Origin of the sequence: Mycobacterium paraintracellulare (genome assembly GCF_000276825.1) — a bacterium.
Taxonomy (GTDB): domain Bacteria; phylum Actinomycetota; class Actinomycetes; order Mycobacteriales; family Mycobacteriaceae; genus Mycobacterium; species Mycobacterium intracellulare.
Map to the genome: position 1 here is coordinate 3,182,402 of NC_016948.1, position 16,726 is coordinate 3,199,127.

5 protein-coding genes are annotated in these 16,726 nt (G+C 71.9%); all 5 read right to left on the reverse strand.

The genetic code is table 11. From position 1 onward, the window contains the following. Positions 1–2: 2 nt before the first annotated feature. Entirely contained in the window at positions 3–6,398 is a 6,396-nt protein-coding gene (locus OCQ_RS14665) for a type I polyketide synthase (protein ID WP_008257611.1), read from the reverse strand. Further along, positions 6,379–12,768 carry a type I polyketide synthase gene (locus OCQ_RS14670; RefSeq protein WP_014385091.1) on the reverse strand — a complete coding sequence of 2,130 codons (6,390 nt, stop codon included), beginning with the start codon at positions 12,766–12,768 and terminating at the stop codon, positions 6,379–6,381. The genes OCQ_RS14665 and OCQ_RS14670 overlap by 20 nt, the downstream gene beginning before the upstream one ends. Positions 12,769–12,897: 129 nt before the next feature. Further along, positions 12,898–13,959, reverse strand: coding sequence for a type III polyketide synthase (locus tag OCQ_RS14675; RefSeq protein ID WP_008257616.1), 1,062 nt, complete (start codon positions 13,957–13,959; stop codon positions 12,898–12,900). A gap of 111 nt (positions 13,960–14,070) precedes the next feature. Beyond that, on the reverse strand, positions 14,071–15,501 hold the full coding sequence (gene argH / locus OCQ_RS14680) for an argininosuccinate lyase (protein WP_014385092.1): 1,431 nt from the start codon (positions 15,499–15,501) through the stop codon (positions 14,071–14,073). Then, positions 15,498–16,715: an argininosuccinate synthase gene (locus OCQ_RS14685; protein ID WP_014385093.1), complete on the reverse strand. Its 1,218-nt coding sequence runs from the start codon at positions 16,713–16,715 to the stop codon at positions 15,498–15,500. Before OCQ_RS14685 ends, argH begins: the two co-directional genes overlap by 4 nt. Positions 16,716–16,726: the final 11 nt, after the last annotated feature.

A 16,726-nucleotide genomic window follows, 5' to 3' on the forward strand; every position in this document is an offset into this window, starting at 1 on the left:
GGTCAGGGGCCGACTTCGTCGTCGAGGATGGCAAAGAGCTGACTCTCGGTGGCGGTGGCGAGGTCGTCGTCGAACGCGTCCTCAGGCTGATCGGGCAGCGCGGACGGCGTCGGGCCGGTCGCCGTCGCCAGCAGACCCTCGAGCCGGGCGACGAGCTGTGCCCGGTCGGCGGGGCTCAGCCCGGGCCGGCCCAGCAGTGCCTGCAGTTCCCGCGCGATGTCGTCGAACCGGGCGATGCGATCGGGCTCGGTGGCCGGGGCGGCGACGGAGCCGGTGGCCAGTTCGGTTCCGAGGTGTTCGGCCAAGGCGGCCGGCGTGGGGTGATCGAAGATCAGCGTGGGTGACAGGGTTAGCCCGGTAGCGATTTTGAGCCGGTTTCGCAGTTCGACGGCGGTCAGCGAGTCGAAACCGAGGTCACCGAACGCGTCGTCGGCGTTGACGTCGGCGGTGGTGTGCCCCAGTACCGTGGCCGCGTTGCCGCAGACCAGTTCCACCAATTCGGCTTGTCGCTGTTCGGGACTCAGGCCGTCCAGGCGCGCCCGCAGGCCCGTCAGGGACACCATGTCGGTGTGCTCGAGGACCCGCCGGGCGGGGCGGGTGGCCAGCTGGCTCAGCAGCGGCGGCAGCGTGGCGCTGTGGTGCGCCAGCGCGCCCCGGTCGAGGCGGGTGCCCACCACCATGGGCCGGTCGCCGAGCAGCGCGGCGTCCAACAGGTCCAGCGCTTGCCGGGTGGACAACGCGCTCAGCCCGGCCCGGCTCATCCTGGCCCGATCGGCCTCGCCGAGGTGGTGCGTCATCGCCGACGGCTCTTCCCACATCCCCCACGCCACCGACAATCCCGGCAGTCCCCGGGCGTGGCGATGGGCCGCCAGCGCGTCGAGGAAGCTGTTGGCCGCCGCATAGTTGCCCTGACCCGGCGCACCCACGATGCCGGCCATGGACGAAAAGGCCACGAACGCGGCCAGGTCCAGTTCTTTGGTCAGCTCGTGCAGGTGCCACGCGCCGTCAACCTTGGCGCGCAACACCGCGTCGATACGCGCGGGAGTCAATGACGCGACCATCGCGTCGTCGATCACCCCCGCGGCGTGGAACACCGACCGCAGCGGGTAGTGCGAGGGCACCCGCGCCAGCAGGGCCGCGACCGCGTCCCGGTCGCCGACATCGCAGGCCACCACCGACACCGAGGCGCCCAGGTCGCGCAATTCGCCTGCCAGCTCGGCGATTCCGGCCGCCTGCTCCCCGCCGCGACTGACCAGCATCACGTGGGGCACCCGATGCCGCTCGACGAGGTGGCGAGCCACCGCCGACCCCGCCATGCCGGTGCCGCCGGTGATGAGCGCGGTCCCGCCCGCCAGCCCCGCGGGGCCGTCCGGCATGGTGAGCACGACCTTGCCGATGTGACGGGCCTGGCTGACAAAGCGGTAGGCGTCGGCGGCGCTACGCGCGTCGAAAGCCTTGACCGGCAACGGCGCCAGGGCCCCACCGGCGAACAACGTCATCAATTCGGCCAGCATCTCCGCGATTCGATCCGGGCCGGCCTCCATCAGGTCGAAGGCGCGGTACCCCACCCCGGGGTGGGCGTGCGCGACGACATCCGGATCACGCAGGTCGGTCTTGCCCATCTCGATGAAACGACCACCCCGGCCCAAGAGCCGCAGGGACGCATCGTTGAATTCACCGGCCAGGGAGTTGAGCACCACGCCGAAGCCCCCGGCGCCCACCGCCGCGCGGAACTTGTGCTCGAACTCCAGCGTCCGCGAATCCGCGATGTGGGCATCGTCGAAACCGATGGCGCGCAGCGTGTCCCATTTGCCGCGACTGGCCGTCGCGAATACCTCCGCGCCCCAATGCCGGGCCAGCTGCACCGCGGCCATGCCGACCCCGCCGGTGGCCGCGTGCACCAGCACCCGTTGGCCCGCCCGCAATCCGGCCAACACCGAGAGCCCGTAGTACGCGGTCAGGAACACCACCGGCACGCCGGCGGCCTGAGCCATCGACCAGCCCCGCGGCACCCGCGTGACCAGCCGCCGATCGACGGTCGCCTCCGAGCCCGCCAGCCCGAAGATCCCCATCACCGCGTCGCCGACGGCCACATCGGTGACGCCGGAACCGACTTCGGTCACGATGCCGGCGCCCTCGGCACCCAACTGCGCGGCACCGGGATACATGCCCAGCGCCACCAGCACGTCCCGGAAATTCACCCCGGCCGCGGCCACCGCCACCCGCACCTGTCCGGCTTCCAGCTCCGCCGGCGGGTACTCCTGGACCGCCAGATCCTCCAGCGTCCCGGCGTCGCCGGCGGCCAGCCGCCACACCGACGGCGGCGCGGGCAGCGACAACAGCGCCCGCTGGCCGGCCGGCTTCAGCCGGGCACTGTGGGCGATGCCGTCGCGCACCACCAATTGCGGTTCGCCGCAACCGATCACCGTCGCGACGTCCAACGAGCCGTCGGTGTCGACCAACACGATGCGGCCCGGATGCTCGGCCTGCGCCGAGCGCACCAGCCCCCAGACGGCCGCGCCGGCCAGGTCGGAGACGTCGTCAGCGGACAGGGTCACCGCACCACGGGTCTGCACCACCAACGTCCCGGCCGCGTCGCCGGACAGCCAGGACTGCAGGACGCCGAGGGCCTCGTGCGCCGCGGTGTAGACCGCGGTGATCGAAGCGCCGGGGGGCGGCTCCCATACGGTCACGCCCTGGCCAACCCCGTTGCCCGGGAGCGAGATCGGCGACCATACCACGTCGAGGAGCTCGCCGCTCCCGGCGCGGGCCGCCAGCGCCGCCCTCAATTGGTCGGCCGACACGGCGCGCGTCACCAACTCCCGCACCGAGAGCACCGGCAGGCCCGACGCGTCGGCCAGGTCGACCGACACGGCGCCGGTGCCCGCCGGTGCCAGCCGCACCCGGACCCGCGATGCACCGGCGGCGTAGAGGCTCACGCCCTGCCAGGAGAACGGCAACACGGTCTCGATCCGCTCGTCGGCCACCCCGAGCGCGTGCAACGCCGCGTCCAGCAGCACCGGGTGGATGCCGAAGCCGCCGGTCGCGACACCGGCGTGCTGCGGGAGCTCGACCTCGGCGAACGTTTCGGCCCCCCGCCGCCACACGGCCCGCAACCCCTGAAAGGCCGGGCCGTACCCGTAGCCGCGGTCCGCCAGGCCGTCGTACGCGCCGGCCACGTCCACCGCCTCGGCGCCGACGGGGGGCCACACCGACAGATCCGTCACCGGGGTGGTCGCGCCGTCGCGCAACAAGCCCTCGGCGTGCAAAATCCAATCCGTTTGCGCCGCACGCGAATACACGGAGACGGCCCGCGCTCCGGTGCCGTCGGCCGCCTCCACCACCACCTGCAGCTGCACGACCCCGCCCACCGGGACCGCTAGCGGTGCCGACAGCGTCAGTTCCTCGATCACCGAGCAGCCGACCTCGTCACCCGCCCGCAACGCCAGCTCCACGAAGCCCGCCCCGGGGAACAGCACCGTGCCGGCCACGGCGTGGTCGCCCAGCCACGGTTGGGCGGCCGTCGACAGCCGGCCCGTCAACACCACACCGCCGGAATCCGGCCGGTCCACTACCGCCCCCAGCAACGCGTGCTCGGCCTCGGTCAGACCCAGGCTGGCGATGTTCGCCGATCCCACCGAATCGCTCGACAGCCAAAACCGGCGCCGCACAAAGGCATACGTCGGCAACGGGATGCGCCGCGCGCTCAGCCCGGTGAACGCCGCCGACCAGTCCAGGTCCGAACCTGTCGCGAACAGCTGTCCGGCCGCCGACAGCAGCGAGTCGACCTCGGGGCGGCCCTTGGCCATCGACACCACCGACATCGCGCGGTCGGTGGTCAGGCACTGGTCGACCGCGGCCGTCATCGCCGCCCCGGGGCCGACCTCTAAAAACACACCGGCGCCTAGCGATTCGGCCAGTTGCACGCCGTCGACGAACCGAACCGGCTTGCGCACATGGTCAACCCAGTACGCGACCGTCCCATAGTCGGGCCCGGCCAGCTGCCCGGTCAGGTTGGACACCAACGCGATCCGCGGCTCGCGTGCCGACACGCCGGCCACCACCGCGGCGAAGTCCCCCATCATGGGTTCCATCAGCGGCGAGTGGAACGCGTGCGAGACCGCCAGCTGCCGCACCCGGGCGCCCCCGGCCGCCAGCCGGTCCGCGACCACCTTCACCGCCGACTCCGAGCCCGAAAGCACGAGCGATTGCGGGCCGTTGACCGCCGCGATGCCGACGTCGCCGTTCAGCAGCGGCGCCACGTCGGCCTCGGTCGCGGTCACGGCCATCATCACCCCACCGGGCGGCAACTGCGCCATCAACCGGCCCCGGCTCGCGACCAATCGCGCCGCGTCGGACAGCGAGAGCGCGCCCGCGACGCAGGCCGCGGCGATCTCCCCCACGGAGTGGCCGATCACCACATCCGGTGTGACGCCCAGGGCTTCCCACAGCGCGGCCATCGCGATCTCCAGCGCGAACAGCGCCGGCTGGGCGAATTCGGTGCTCTGCAACAACTCCGCGTCGGAGCCCCACATCACCTCGCGCAACGGCAGCCGGCAGTGGGCGTCCACCGCGGTCACCGTCTCGTCAAAAGCCTGGGCGAACGCGGGAAAGCGTTCGTACAAGGCCGCGCCCATGCCCAGCCACTGCGAACCCTGACCGGGAAACACGAACACGCGCTTGCCCGCCGCGCGGGTGCGCCCGGTGATCGCGCCCGGGACCGGCGCCCCCGCGGCCAACCCCGCCAGGCCGGCTGACAGGCCCGCACGGTCGGCGCCGATCAGCACCGCGCGGTGCTCGAACGCCGCCCGGGTGGTCGCCAACGACCAGCCCACGTCCACCGCGGGCACATCCGGTGTGGCGCCCAGGTGGTCCAGCAGGCGTTGGGCCTGACCGGCCAGCGCGTCGGTCGAGCGTGCCGAAACCACCCACGGGACAATGGGATTCGAGCCGTCGTGCGCCGCGGGCACGTCGTTGGGTTCGGCGGGTGCCTGCTCGACGATCACGTGGGCGTTGGTGCCGCTGATCCCGAAGGAGGAGACGCCTGCCCGCCGCGGCCCGTCGTGATCCGGCCAGGGCCGCGGGTCGGTCAGCAGCGACACCGCCCCGGCCGACCAATCCACGTGGGGCGACGGGACATCCACGTGCAGCGTCCTGGGCAACACCCCGTGCCGCATCGCCTGCACCATCTTGATCACCCCGGCCACGCCCGCCGCGGCCGAGGTGTGGCCGATGTTGGATTTGATCGATCCCAGCCACAGCGGGCGGTCCGCCGGGCGGTCCTGTCCGTACGTCGCGAGCAGCGCCTGCGCCTCGATGGGGTCCCCGAGCACGGTCCCGGTCCCGTGGCCCTCCACGGCATCCACGTCCGCCGCCGTCAGTCCGGCGTTGGCCAACGCGGCCCGGATGACCCGCTGCTGCGACGGCCCGTTGGGTGCGGTCAAGCCGTTGGACGCGCCGTCCTGGTTCACCGCGGTGCCCCGCAGCAGCGCCAGGACCGGGTGTCCCAGGCGCCGCGCGTCGGCCAGCCGCTCCAGCACCAGCACACCGGCGCCCTCCGACCACGAAGTCCCGTCCGCCGCCCCGGCGTACACCTTGCAGCGACCGTCGGGCGCCAGCGCCCGCTGCCGGCTGAATTCGACGAACGCCGCCGGGGTCGCCATGACGGTCACTCCCCCGGCCAGCGCCAGGTCGCATTCCCCGGACCGCAACGACTGCGCGGCCAGGTGCATGGAGACCAACGAGGACGAGCACGCGGTGTCCACCGAGACCGCCGGGCCTTCCAGCCCCAACACGTACGACACCCGGCCCGAGGTGACGCTCAAGGTCGAGCCCGTGAGCCCGTAGCCCTCCAGCTCGCCTTTCACCTCGCCGCCATACCCGGCGTGAATGACCCCCGCGAAGACTCCGGTCGCCGTGCCGCGCAGCGCGAAGGGGTCAATTCCCGCGCGCTCCAACGCCTCCCAGCAGATCTCCAGCATCATCCGCTGCTGGGGGTCCATGGCCAGCGCCTCGCTGGGCCCGATGCCGAAGAACCCGGCGTCGAAGTCCCCCGCGTGCTGCAGGAAGCTGCCGTGGCGGGTGTACATCTTGCCTTTCGCGTCCGGGTCCGGGTCGTAGAGGCCCTCGACGTCCCAGCCGCGATCGAGCGGGAAGTCCGACACCGTGTCCCGCCCCTCGGCGACCAGCTCCCAGAGGGCTTCCGGGGTGTCCACGCCGCCGGCGTAGCGGCAGGCCATGCCCACCACCGCGACCGGTTCGGACAGTTGGCCTTCCAGCTCGGCGACGCGCCGCCGGGTCCGCCTGAGATCCGCCGTGAGGCGCTTCAGGTAGTCGACGTGCTGCGCGGTGCCGGGCGTTGCCGCTCCTGGCGGGGTGTCAGCGGCCGAGTTCTTCATCGAGGATCGCAAAGAGTTGGCTTTCGGTGGCGGCATCGAGGTCATCGTCGAGGTGTTCGGAGTCGGCCGGATCGGCGGGCGCAATGGCGCCGAGCAGGGTGTGGATGCGCGCCCGCAGCACCGAGCGGTCGTCGGCATTCCAGTCGGGCGCGCCCAGCAGCGCCTGCAGTTCGCGGGTGATGTCGTTGACCCGGGCCATCAGGTTCGGCTGCACGTCGGTGCCGGCCCCCGCCAGTTGTGTGTCCAGGTGCCCAGCCAGCACGGTCGGCGTGGGGTAGTCGAAGATGAGTGTTGGCGAAAGGGTAAGGCCCGTCGCGTTTTTGAGCCGGTTACGCAGCTCGACCGCGGTGAGCGAGTCGAAGCCGAGCTCCTGGAACGCGCGGCCGACGTTGATGTCGGCCGGGTTCGGCACGCCCAGGACCATCGCGGCGTTGCCGCGAACCAGGTCGATCAATTCGCGCTGCCGGGCCTCGGGGCTCAGGCCGTTCAGGCGTGCGCTCAGACCCGTGCTGGACGCGGCGGCGCCGGTGTCGTCGACCACGCGCCGGGCCGGGCCGGCGGCGAGTTCGCGCAGCAGCGGCGGCAGCGCGGCGACGTTGTCCGACAGGTCGGCCCGGTCCACGGCGGCGGCCACCAGCACCGGACGGTCGACCAGCATGGCGGCGTCGAAGGCCGCCAAGGCCTGCCCGGTGGGCAGCGGCGCCAGGCCGATCCTGCTCATCCGGGCCTTGTCCCGGTCGCCGAGGTGCGCCGTCATCGCCGAGGCCTGTTCCCACAGGCCCCAGGCCAGCGACAGGCCCGCGAGGCCGTGGGCGCGCCGGTAGGCGGCCAGCCCGTCGAGGAAGCTGTTGGCCGCCGCGTAGTTGGCCTGTCCCGGGGTCCCCACGATCCCGGCCATCGACGAAAACACCACGAACGCCGACAAATCCAGATCGCGGGTGAGCTGGTGCAGGTTCCAGGCACCGTCGACCTTGGCCCGCAGCACCGCGTCCACCCGGTCCGGGGTCAGCGACGAGATCAACCCGTCGTCGAGGATCCCGGCGGCGTGAACGACGCCGCGCAGCGGATAGTGCGCCGGTATCCGGGAAAGCATCGCCCCCACCGCGTCGGGATCGGCGACGTCGCAGGCCTCCACCGACACGTCGGCGCCGGCCCGCTTCAGCCCGTCCACCAGTTCCGCGACACCGGGGGCCTCCGCGCCGGCCCGGCTGACCAGCACCACGTGGGCCACCCCGTAGCGGTCGACGAGGTGGCGGGCCAGCGCCGAACCGGCCATCCCAGTGCCGCCGGTGATCACCACACTGCCCCCGGCCAGCCCGCCGCCGCAGCCGCTGAGCACCTCGCCGGGCCCCGACGGCACGGTGAGCGCGACCTTGCCGACGTGGCGGGCCTGGCTGACGTACCGGTAGGCCGCCGCGGCGCAGCGGACGTCGAATGTCTTCTGCGGCAACGGTGTCAAGACCCCGCGGGTCAACAATCCGACGATCTCGGCCAGCATGGCCGCCGTCCGGTCCGGGCCGGCCTCCAACAGGTCGAAGGCCCGGTACTGGGCGCCCCCATATTGTTCGGCGACGACGCGCGGGTCGCGGACGTCGGTCTTGCCCATCTCGATGAATCGCCCACCGGGCGCCAACAGCCGCAGCGAGGCGTCGGTGAAATCGCCGGCCAGGGAATTGAGCACGACATCGAAGGCGCGGTCACCCGCCACCGCGCGGAACTTCTCCTCGAACTCGAGCGTGCGGGAATCCCCGATGTGGTCGTCGTCGAATCCCATCGCGCGCAAGGTATCCCACTTGCCGCGGCTTGCGGTGACGAACACCTCCGCACCCCAGTGCCGCGCCAGTTGCACCGCGGCCATGCCCACTCCCCCGGTGGCGGTGTGCACCAACACGCGCTCCCCGCAGCGCAGCCCCGCCAGCACCGACAACCCGTACAGCGCGGTGAGGAATACCACCGGCACGCCGGCGGCCGCGACCAGCGACAGCCCGTCGGGCACCGGTGTCACCAATCGCTGGTCGACCACCGCCTCGGAGCCGACGACCCCCAACAACCCCATGACCGGATCACCGACGGCCAACCCGGTCACGTCGGGGGCGACCTCGACGACCACACCGGCGCCCTCGGCCCCCAGCTGGCCGCCGCCGGGATACATCCCCAGCGCCACCAGCACATCGCGGAAGTTGACCCCGACCGCGGCCACCGCCACCCGCACCTGCCCCGCGATCAATTCGGTTCGCGGGCAAGGGCTTACGACGAGGTCCTCCAGGGTGCCCTCGCCGCCGGCGTCCAACCGCCAGCCACCGGCCGGCAGGCCGATCGCGGAGTCCGCCCGCACCAGCCGCAGCCGGGCCGCATAGGCGACGCCCCCGCGGACCACCACTTGCGGCTCACCGCAACCGATTACCGCGTGGGGATCCAGCGACCCGTCGGAGTCGATCAGCACCATGCGGCCGGGGTGCTCGGCCTGCGCCGAGCGCACCAGGCCCCACACCGCGGCGCCGGAAAGGTCCGAAACGTCTTCGCCGGCAAGCGCGACCGCGCCGCGGGTCCGCACGGCCAGCACCCCGTCGCCGTCGGCGCGCAACCACGATTGCAGCACCTCCAAGGCCTCGGCGGCCGCCGCGTGCACCGACTTCACCACGTCGCCGCCGTGATCTGCCAACTCCCACACCGTGGCCTTTGCGCCGTCGTCCTCGCCGCCCAGCGTGATCGGTGACCAGGTCAGGTCGAGCACTCCCTGGGCGAGCGGGCGCTGCGTGGGTGCCGCCGCGGTGGCCAATTGCTCGGCGGAGACCGGGCGCATGGCCAACGCGCCCACCGACAGCACCGGCAGCCCCGCTCCGTCCGCCAATTCCACCGAGACCGCCCCGGCGCCGGCGGGCGCGATCCGTACCCGCGCCCGCGCCGCGCCCGACGCGTGCAACGACACGCCCTGCCAGGAGAACGGCAACACGGTCATGTCCTGCTCGCCGGCGGCCCCGATCGCTTGCAGCGCGGCGTCCAACAGCACGGGATGGATTCCGAAGCCGCCGTCGGCCGCGGCGGCGTCGGGCACGGCGACCTCGGCGAAGAGCTCGTCCCCGCGCTGCCACATCGCCCGCAATCCCTGGAATGCGCGGCCGTATTCGTAGCCGCGCCGGGCGAGCGCGGCGTAGGCGCCCGAGACCTCGACCGCGGTCGCCCCGACGGGCGGCCACACCGAGAGGTCCGCGGCCGGAGTCACCGCCCCCGGCCGCAACAGTCCCTCGGCGTGCAACACCCACTCCGAACCCGGCTGCGCGGCATCCGAATACACCGACAGCCGACGCCGGCCCGACTCGTCGGCCGCCCCGACCACGAGTTGCACCTGCACTCCGTCGCCGGCGGGCAGCACCAAGGGCGCCGACAGGGTCAGCTCGTCGAGCACGCCGCAGCCGACCTCGTCACCCGCGCGGATGGCCAGCTCGACGAATCCCGCGCCGGGGAACAAGACGGTCTGGCCCACCGCGTGATCGGCCAACCAGGGGTGGGCGGCCGTCGACACCCGGCCCGTGAGCGCCACACCGCCGGAGTCGGGCCGGGGCACCACCGCGCCGAGCAGCCCGTGCTCGGCACCGCTAACCCCCAGGGTGGCGGCGTCAGACGAGCCCGTCGATCCGCCTGGAAGCCAAAAGTGTTGCCGCACAAACCCGTACGTGGGCAGGTCGACACGCCGGCCGCCCAGGCCGTCGAACGCGGCGCGCCAGTCCACACCCACGCCCGCCACGAACGCCTGCCCGGCCGAGAGCCAGAAGCGGTCCGGGCCGCCGTCGTCGCGGCCCAACGACGGGATGACGCAGCCCTGTTCGTCGTCGGGCATGGTCTCTTCGATGGCGGCCATCAGCACGGGGTGCGGGCTGGATTCGATGAACGCCCGATAGCCCGCCTCGCAGGCGCCGCGGACGGCCCGCTCGAACTGCACCGTCTGCCGGATGCTGCGGAACCAGTAGTCGGCGTCCAGTCCCGCGGTGTCCATGAGCTCACCGGTCACGGTGGAGAAGAACGCGACCGAGGACGACCGCGGTGCAATGCCGTCCAGCGCCGCGGCGAGCGGCTCGCGGATCGCGTCCACCGCGGCGGAATGCGAGGCGTAGTCGACATCGATGCGGCGGGCGCGGATGTTGTCGGCTTCGCACCGCCGCATCAATTCGGTCAGCGCGTCCACCTCGCCGGAGACCACCACCGCCGAAACACCGTTGACCGTGGCGATATTCAATCGCTCATCCCACGGCGCGATCAGCTGCTCGGCGCGCGGCAGGGCGCAGGCCAGCGAGACCATGCCGCCCCGGCCCGACAGCCCCACCAGCAGCCTGCTGCGCAGCGCCACCACCCGGGCGGCGTCTTCCAGCGACAGCGCCCCCGCCACGCAGGCCGCAGCGATTTCGCCCTGGGAATGACCGATCACCGCATCGGGCACCACGCCCACCGAACGCCACAACTCCGCGAGCGACACCATGACCGCCCACAGCGCCGGCTGCACCACGTCCACCCGGTCCAGTCCGGGCGCGCCCGGCGCGCCGCGGATGACGTCGATCAGCGACCAGTCGACATGATCGGCGAGCGCCCCCGCGCACCGGTGCAGCTGCTCGGCGAACACCGTTGAGCCGTCCAGCAATTGGGCGCCCATGCCGGCCCATTGCGAGCCCTGGCCGGGGAACACGAACACCGTCTTGCCGGGCGACTGCGCCCGGCCCACCGCGACGCCTGCCCCCTGCTCGCCGGCCGCCAACTCGGCCAGCCCCCGCAGCAGCTGCGCGCCGGTGGCACCCACGACCACCGCGCGGTGCTCGAAGCGCGACCGCGTCGCGACCAGCGACCAGCCCACGTCGACCACCCGCAGCGCGGGGTGGGCCTTCACGTGCGCCAGCAGCCGCGCCGCCTGGTTCGCAAGCGCCTCGGCCGACCGGGCCGAGAGGACCCACGGCGCCACCACGTCATCGCCTGGGGGCGAGTCGCTTTCGGGCTCCGGCGCATACTGCTCGACGATGACGTGCGCGTTGGTGCCGCTGATGCCGAACGACGAGACGCCCGCGCGGCGCGGCCGGTCGGGCGTGGACCACGGCCGCGATTCGGTCAGCAGCGACACCGCGCCGGCCGACCAATCCACGTGCGGCGTCGGCTCATCCACGTGCAGCGTCTTGGGCATCACGCCGTGGCGGATCGCCTGCACCATCTTGATCACTCCGCCGGCGCCGGCCGCGGCCGACGTGTGACCCATGTTGGATTTGATCGACCCCAGCCACAGCGGCCGGTCCGCGGGCCGGTCCTGCCCGTAGGTGGCCAGAAGCGCCTGCGCCTCAATCGGATCCCCGAGCGTGGTGCCGGTCCCATGGCCCTCCACCAGGTCCACGTCCGCGGCGCCCAGCCGCGCGTTGGCCAGCGCCGCCCGGATCACCCGTTGCTGCGAGGGCCCGTTGGGCGTCGCAAGCCCGTTGGACGCGCCGTCCTGGTTCACCGCAGACCCGCGTATCACGGCCAGCACCGGATGCCCGAGCCGGCGCGCGTCGGCCAGCCGCTCCAGCACGAGCACGCCGACGCCCTCGGAAAACCCGGTGCCGTCGGCCGCGCCCGCGTAGGCCTTGCAGCGGCCGTCGGCGGCCAGCGCCCGCTGGCGACTGAATTCGATGAACATCGCCGGCGTGGCCATCACCGTCACGCCGCCGGCCAGCGCCAGATCGCATTCACCGGAACGCAACGACTGCGCCGCCAAATGGAGGGCCACCAGCGACGACGAACACGCCGTGTCGACGGAGACCGCCGGGCCCTCGAGCCCCAACGAGTACGCCACCCGCCCGGATGCCACACTGAGCGTCGAGCCGCGCAGGCCGTATCGCTCCAAGTGTCCCGGCACCCGGCCCTGTCCCCCGTAGGAGCCGTGAAAGATCCCGGCGAACACGCCGGTCGAGGAACCGCGCAGGGTGACGGGATCGATTCCGGCCCGCTCCAACGCCTCCCACGACACCTCGAGCAACAGGCGTTGCTGCGGGTCCATCGCCAGCGCCTCGCTGGGCGCGATCCCGAAGAAGGCGGCGTCGAAATCCCCGACGTCCGAGAGGAACCCGCCGCAGCGCGCGTAGGACTTTCCGACCGCGTCCGGATCCGCATCGAAGAGCCCGGCCAGGCTCCAGCCGCGGTCCGACGGGAACTCCGAGATGACGTCGCGGCCCTCAACCACCATCTCCCACAACGCCTCTGGCGAGTCCACCCCACCGGGATAGCGGCATCCCATGCCCACCACCGCCACCGGTTCGGTGGTGGCGGCGAGGTATTGGCGGTTCTCGCGCTTGAGCCGCTCGTTTTCCTTCAGCGATTGGCGAAGGGCCCGGACGAGCTCTTCGGTGTTGCCGTTCATCGAACGCGGCCTTTCGTGTCACTCACAGCGCCGACTCCTCCAAAGGGCCGTCGGTCGACCCACCGTCACAACCTCCCCGCCGCCCCAAGAGGGCGCCTCAGGGCAGGAACGGAGGTACACGAGCGACCATCAGTGCCAACGCAACAACACCAATTCGGAACAGAATCCCGGCCCCATCGCGAGCATCAGGCCGGGACTTCCGCTCGGCGGCGGCTTGGCGAGGGTGTCGCGCAGCACGTGCAACACCGACGCCGACGAAAGATTGCCGATCTCGCCGAGCGAACGCCAGGTGAGTTCGAGGGCCTCCGGCGGCAGGCTGAGCGCCGCGTTGATCGCCTCGATGACCTTGGGTCCGCCGGGGTGGCTGACGAACGCGCCGATGTCGGTCGGCGTCAGGCCATGGGCGCCGAGAAACTGGGTGACGTCGTCCTCGATGTATTGCTCCACGACCGCCGCGACGTCCTTCGACAGCACGAGCTCGAATCCGCCCGAACGCACGTCGAAGCCCATGGTGCGCAGCGAATCGGGATACAAGTGGCTGCGCGAATCCAGCACGCTGGGCCCGGCGGCGGCGAGCTGTTCGGCGCGCCGGTCGCCCACGGCCACCACCGCCGCGGCGCCGTCGGCGAACAGGGCGCTGCCGACCATCCCCGCCAGCGACGGCTTGTATCCGGGGTAGGTCAGCGAGCACAGCTCGACCGAGACCAGGGCGGCGACGGCGTCGGGCGCGCCACGCAGGTAGTCGTTCGCTCGGGCGACACCGGCCGCTCCGGCCACGCAGCCGAGGCCGAACAGCGGCACCCGGCGCACGTCGTCGCGCAGGCCGAGCCGCGCGGCGATCCGGGCGTCCACCGACGGCACCGTCAGCCCCGTGACGGTCGTCGTGATCAGCACGTCGACGTCCTGCGCCCGCAGTCCCGCCTCGTCGAGCGCGCCGGACAGCGCCTCGCAGCCGAGGTTCACGGCGTGCTCGGTGAAGATCCGGTTGGCCATGCCGAAGTCGGTCAGCGTGGGGTATTGCTCGAGCGGCAGCACCAGGTGGCGGCTGTCGACTTTGGCGCTGGCGTGCAGCTGCCGGACGATGTCTTCGTAGTCCGCGAACTCGGGGATGCTGACGAAGAAGTCGGTGAGCTCGCGCTGCGAATAACGGTGCGGCGGTAGCGCACCGAAGACGCCGGCGACGACGCTCATTGGTTTCCCACCCCTTGGTCACGGGGATCCGGCCCGAAACGTTCATCCGGATCGCTTTGAGCCCGCAGTCTAGTCGGCGCGACAGCGCGGGGCACGGAAACCGACGTCATCTCAACGGCTCCCGCGCGCCCGGTCCTCGAGCCGCTCTTTGAGCGTTCCGGCGCTGGCCAGGACGTTTTCGATCTGCTCGGCGACCCGGACCGGCGCGGTGCCGCCCCACGCGTCGCGCGACGCCACCGAGCCCTCGATCGTCAAGACCTCGCGAACCTGCGGTGTCAGGTCGCCGCTGATGGCGGCCAGCTCGTCGTCGGTCAGCTCGTCGAGCCCGACGCCGCGCTGCTCGGCGGCGCGCACGGCCGCACCGGCGGCCTCGTGCGCGGAGCGGAACGGCACCCCCTGGCGCACCAGCCATTCGGCGATGTCGGTCGCCAGCGTGTAGCCGGCCGGCGCGAGGGCGGCCATCCGGTCGACGTCGAACGTCAGGCTTCCCACCAGCCCCGCCATCGCGGGCAGCACCAGCTCCAGCTGGGCCACCGAATCGAACACCGGTTCCTTGTCTTCCTGCAGGTCACGGTTGTAGGCGAGCGGCTGGGCCTTCAGCGTGGCCAGCAGGCCGGCCAGGTTTCCGATCAGCCGACCCGACTTGCCGCGGGCCAGCTCGGCGATGTCCGGGTTCTTCTTCTGCGGCATGATCGAGCTGCCGGTGGACCACGAGTCGTGCAGGGTGACGTAGCCGAATTCGGTCGAGCTCCACAGGATGACGTCCTCGGCCAGCCGGGACAGGTCGACGCCGATCATGGCGAGGACGAACGCCGCCTCCGCGGCGAAATCTCGGGACGCGGTGGCGTCGATGGAGTTGTCGGCGGGGGCCGCGAAGCCGAGCTCAGCGGCGATCGCGCCGGGGTCCAGGCCCAGCGACGACCCGGCCAGCGCCCCGGAGCCGTACGGGGAGATCGCGGCCCGCTTGTCGAAGTCGACGAGGCGGTCGACGTCGCGCAGCAGCGGGTGGGCGTGCGCGAGCAGGTGGTGGGCCAGCAGCACCGGCTGGGCGGACTGCAGGTGGGTTTTGCCGGGCATGATGGCGTCGGGGTGGGCGGCGGCCTGGGCGGCCAGCGCGCCGACGACGTCCAGCGCCCCGGCGGCGACCCGGCGCACCGCGTCGCGCAGCCACATCCGGAACAGGGTGGCCACCTGGTCGTTGCGCGACCGGCCGGCCCGCAGCCGCCCGCCCAGCTCGGGCCCGACGCGGTCGATCAGCCCGCGTTCCAGCGCCGCGTGCACGTCCTCGTCGGTGACCAGCGGCGAAAAGCTGCCGTCGGCGACGTCGGAGGCGAGCTGGTCCAGGCCGGCCAGCAGCCCGTCGCGCTGCTCTTCGGTCAGCAGCCCGGCCCGGAACAGGATCACGGCGTGGGCCCGCGAGGCGACGATGTCGTAAGGGGCCAGCACCCAGTCGAAATGGGTGGACTTGCTCAGCGCGGCCAGCGCGTCCGACGGGCCGTCGGCGAACCGCCCGCCCCACAGCGATCCCTCGCGGGTGCTCACGCTTCGGCCGGGCCCGTCACCGTCTGGTCCCGGCGGGACGCGATCTTCGACGACAGGCCGTGCACGTAGACGAAACCCTTCGCGGCCGACTGGTCGAAGCTGTCGCCCTCGTCGTAGGTGGCCAGGTTGAAGTCGTACAGCGATTCGGCGCTGCGCCGCCCGTTGACCGCGATGTGGCCGCCGTGCAACACCATTCGCACCTCGCCCGTCACGTGCTCCTGGGTCTTGGCGACGAAGCTCTCCAGCGCCTCCTTGAGCGGGGAGTACCACAGCCCGTCGTACACCAGCTCGGCCCAACGCTGATCGGTGTGCCGCTTGAACCGGCCCAGCTCGCGCTCGAGCGTGACGTGTTCGAGTTCGGTGTGCGCGGTGATGAGCACCATGGCGCCGGGCGCCTCGTAGATCTCGCGGCTCTTGATGCCCACCAGCCGGTCCTCGACGACGTCGAGGCGGCCGACGCCCTGCGCGCCGGCGCGGGTGTTGAGCTCCTCGATGGCGTCCAGCACCGACACCCGCTTGCCGTCGATCGTCACCGGCACGCCGCGCTCGAACCCGACGATCACCTCGTCTGGGGTGCTCCAGTTCAGCGTGGGGTCTTCGGTGTAGGCGTAGACGTCCTTGGTGGGCGCGTTCCAAAGGTGTTCCAGGAAGCCGGTTTCCACCGCGCGGCCCCACACGTTCTGGTCGATCGAGAACGGCGAGCGCTTGGTGACGTTGATCGGGATGGCGTTCTCCTCGGCGAACGCGATCGCCTTCTCGCGCGTCCAGGCGTAGTCGCGGACCGGCGCCAGCACCTCGAGATCGGGTGCCAGCGAACCGAATCCGACCTCGAACCGGACCTGGTCGTTGCCCTTGCCGGTGCAGCCGTGCGCGACGATGCTGCCGCCGTGCTCGCGCGCCGCCGCCACCAGGTGCTTGACGATCAACGGCCGGCTGATCGCCGACACCAGCGGGTAGCGATCCATATAGAGGGCGTTGGACAGGATGGTGGGAAGGCAGTAACCCTCGGCGAATTCGTCGCGGGCGTCGACGACGACGGCCTCCACCGCCCCGCAGTCCAGGGCCCGCTGGCGGATGACCTCCATGTCTTCGCCGCCCTGGCCGAGGTCGATCGCCACCGCTACGACCTCACGGCCGGTCTCCTTGCCGATCCAGCTGATGGCCACCGAGGTGTCCAGACCGCCGGAATACGCCAGGATGACGCGTTCTGACATGAACCAATCTC

What these genes read in the sequence shown, in the direction of transcription:
- OCQ_RS14665 (WP_008257611.1), bottom strand. Translation starts at nt 6,398, where the DNA reads ATGAAGAACTCGGCCGCTGACACCCCGCCAGGAGCGGCAACGCCCGGC.
- OCQ_RS14670 (WP_014385091.1), bottom strand. Translation starts at nt 12,768, where the DNA reads ATGAACGGCAACACCGAAGAGCTCGTCCGGGCCCTTCGCCAATCGCTG.
- OCQ_RS14675 (WP_008257616.1), bottom strand. Translation starts at nt 13,959, where the DNA reads ATGAGCGTCGTCGCCGGCGTCTTCGGTGCGCTACCGCCGCACCGTTAT.
- OCQ_RS14685 (WP_014385093.1), bottom strand. Translation starts at nt 16,715, where the DNA reads ATGTCAGAACGCGTCATCCTGGCGTATTCCGGCGGTCTGGACACCTCG.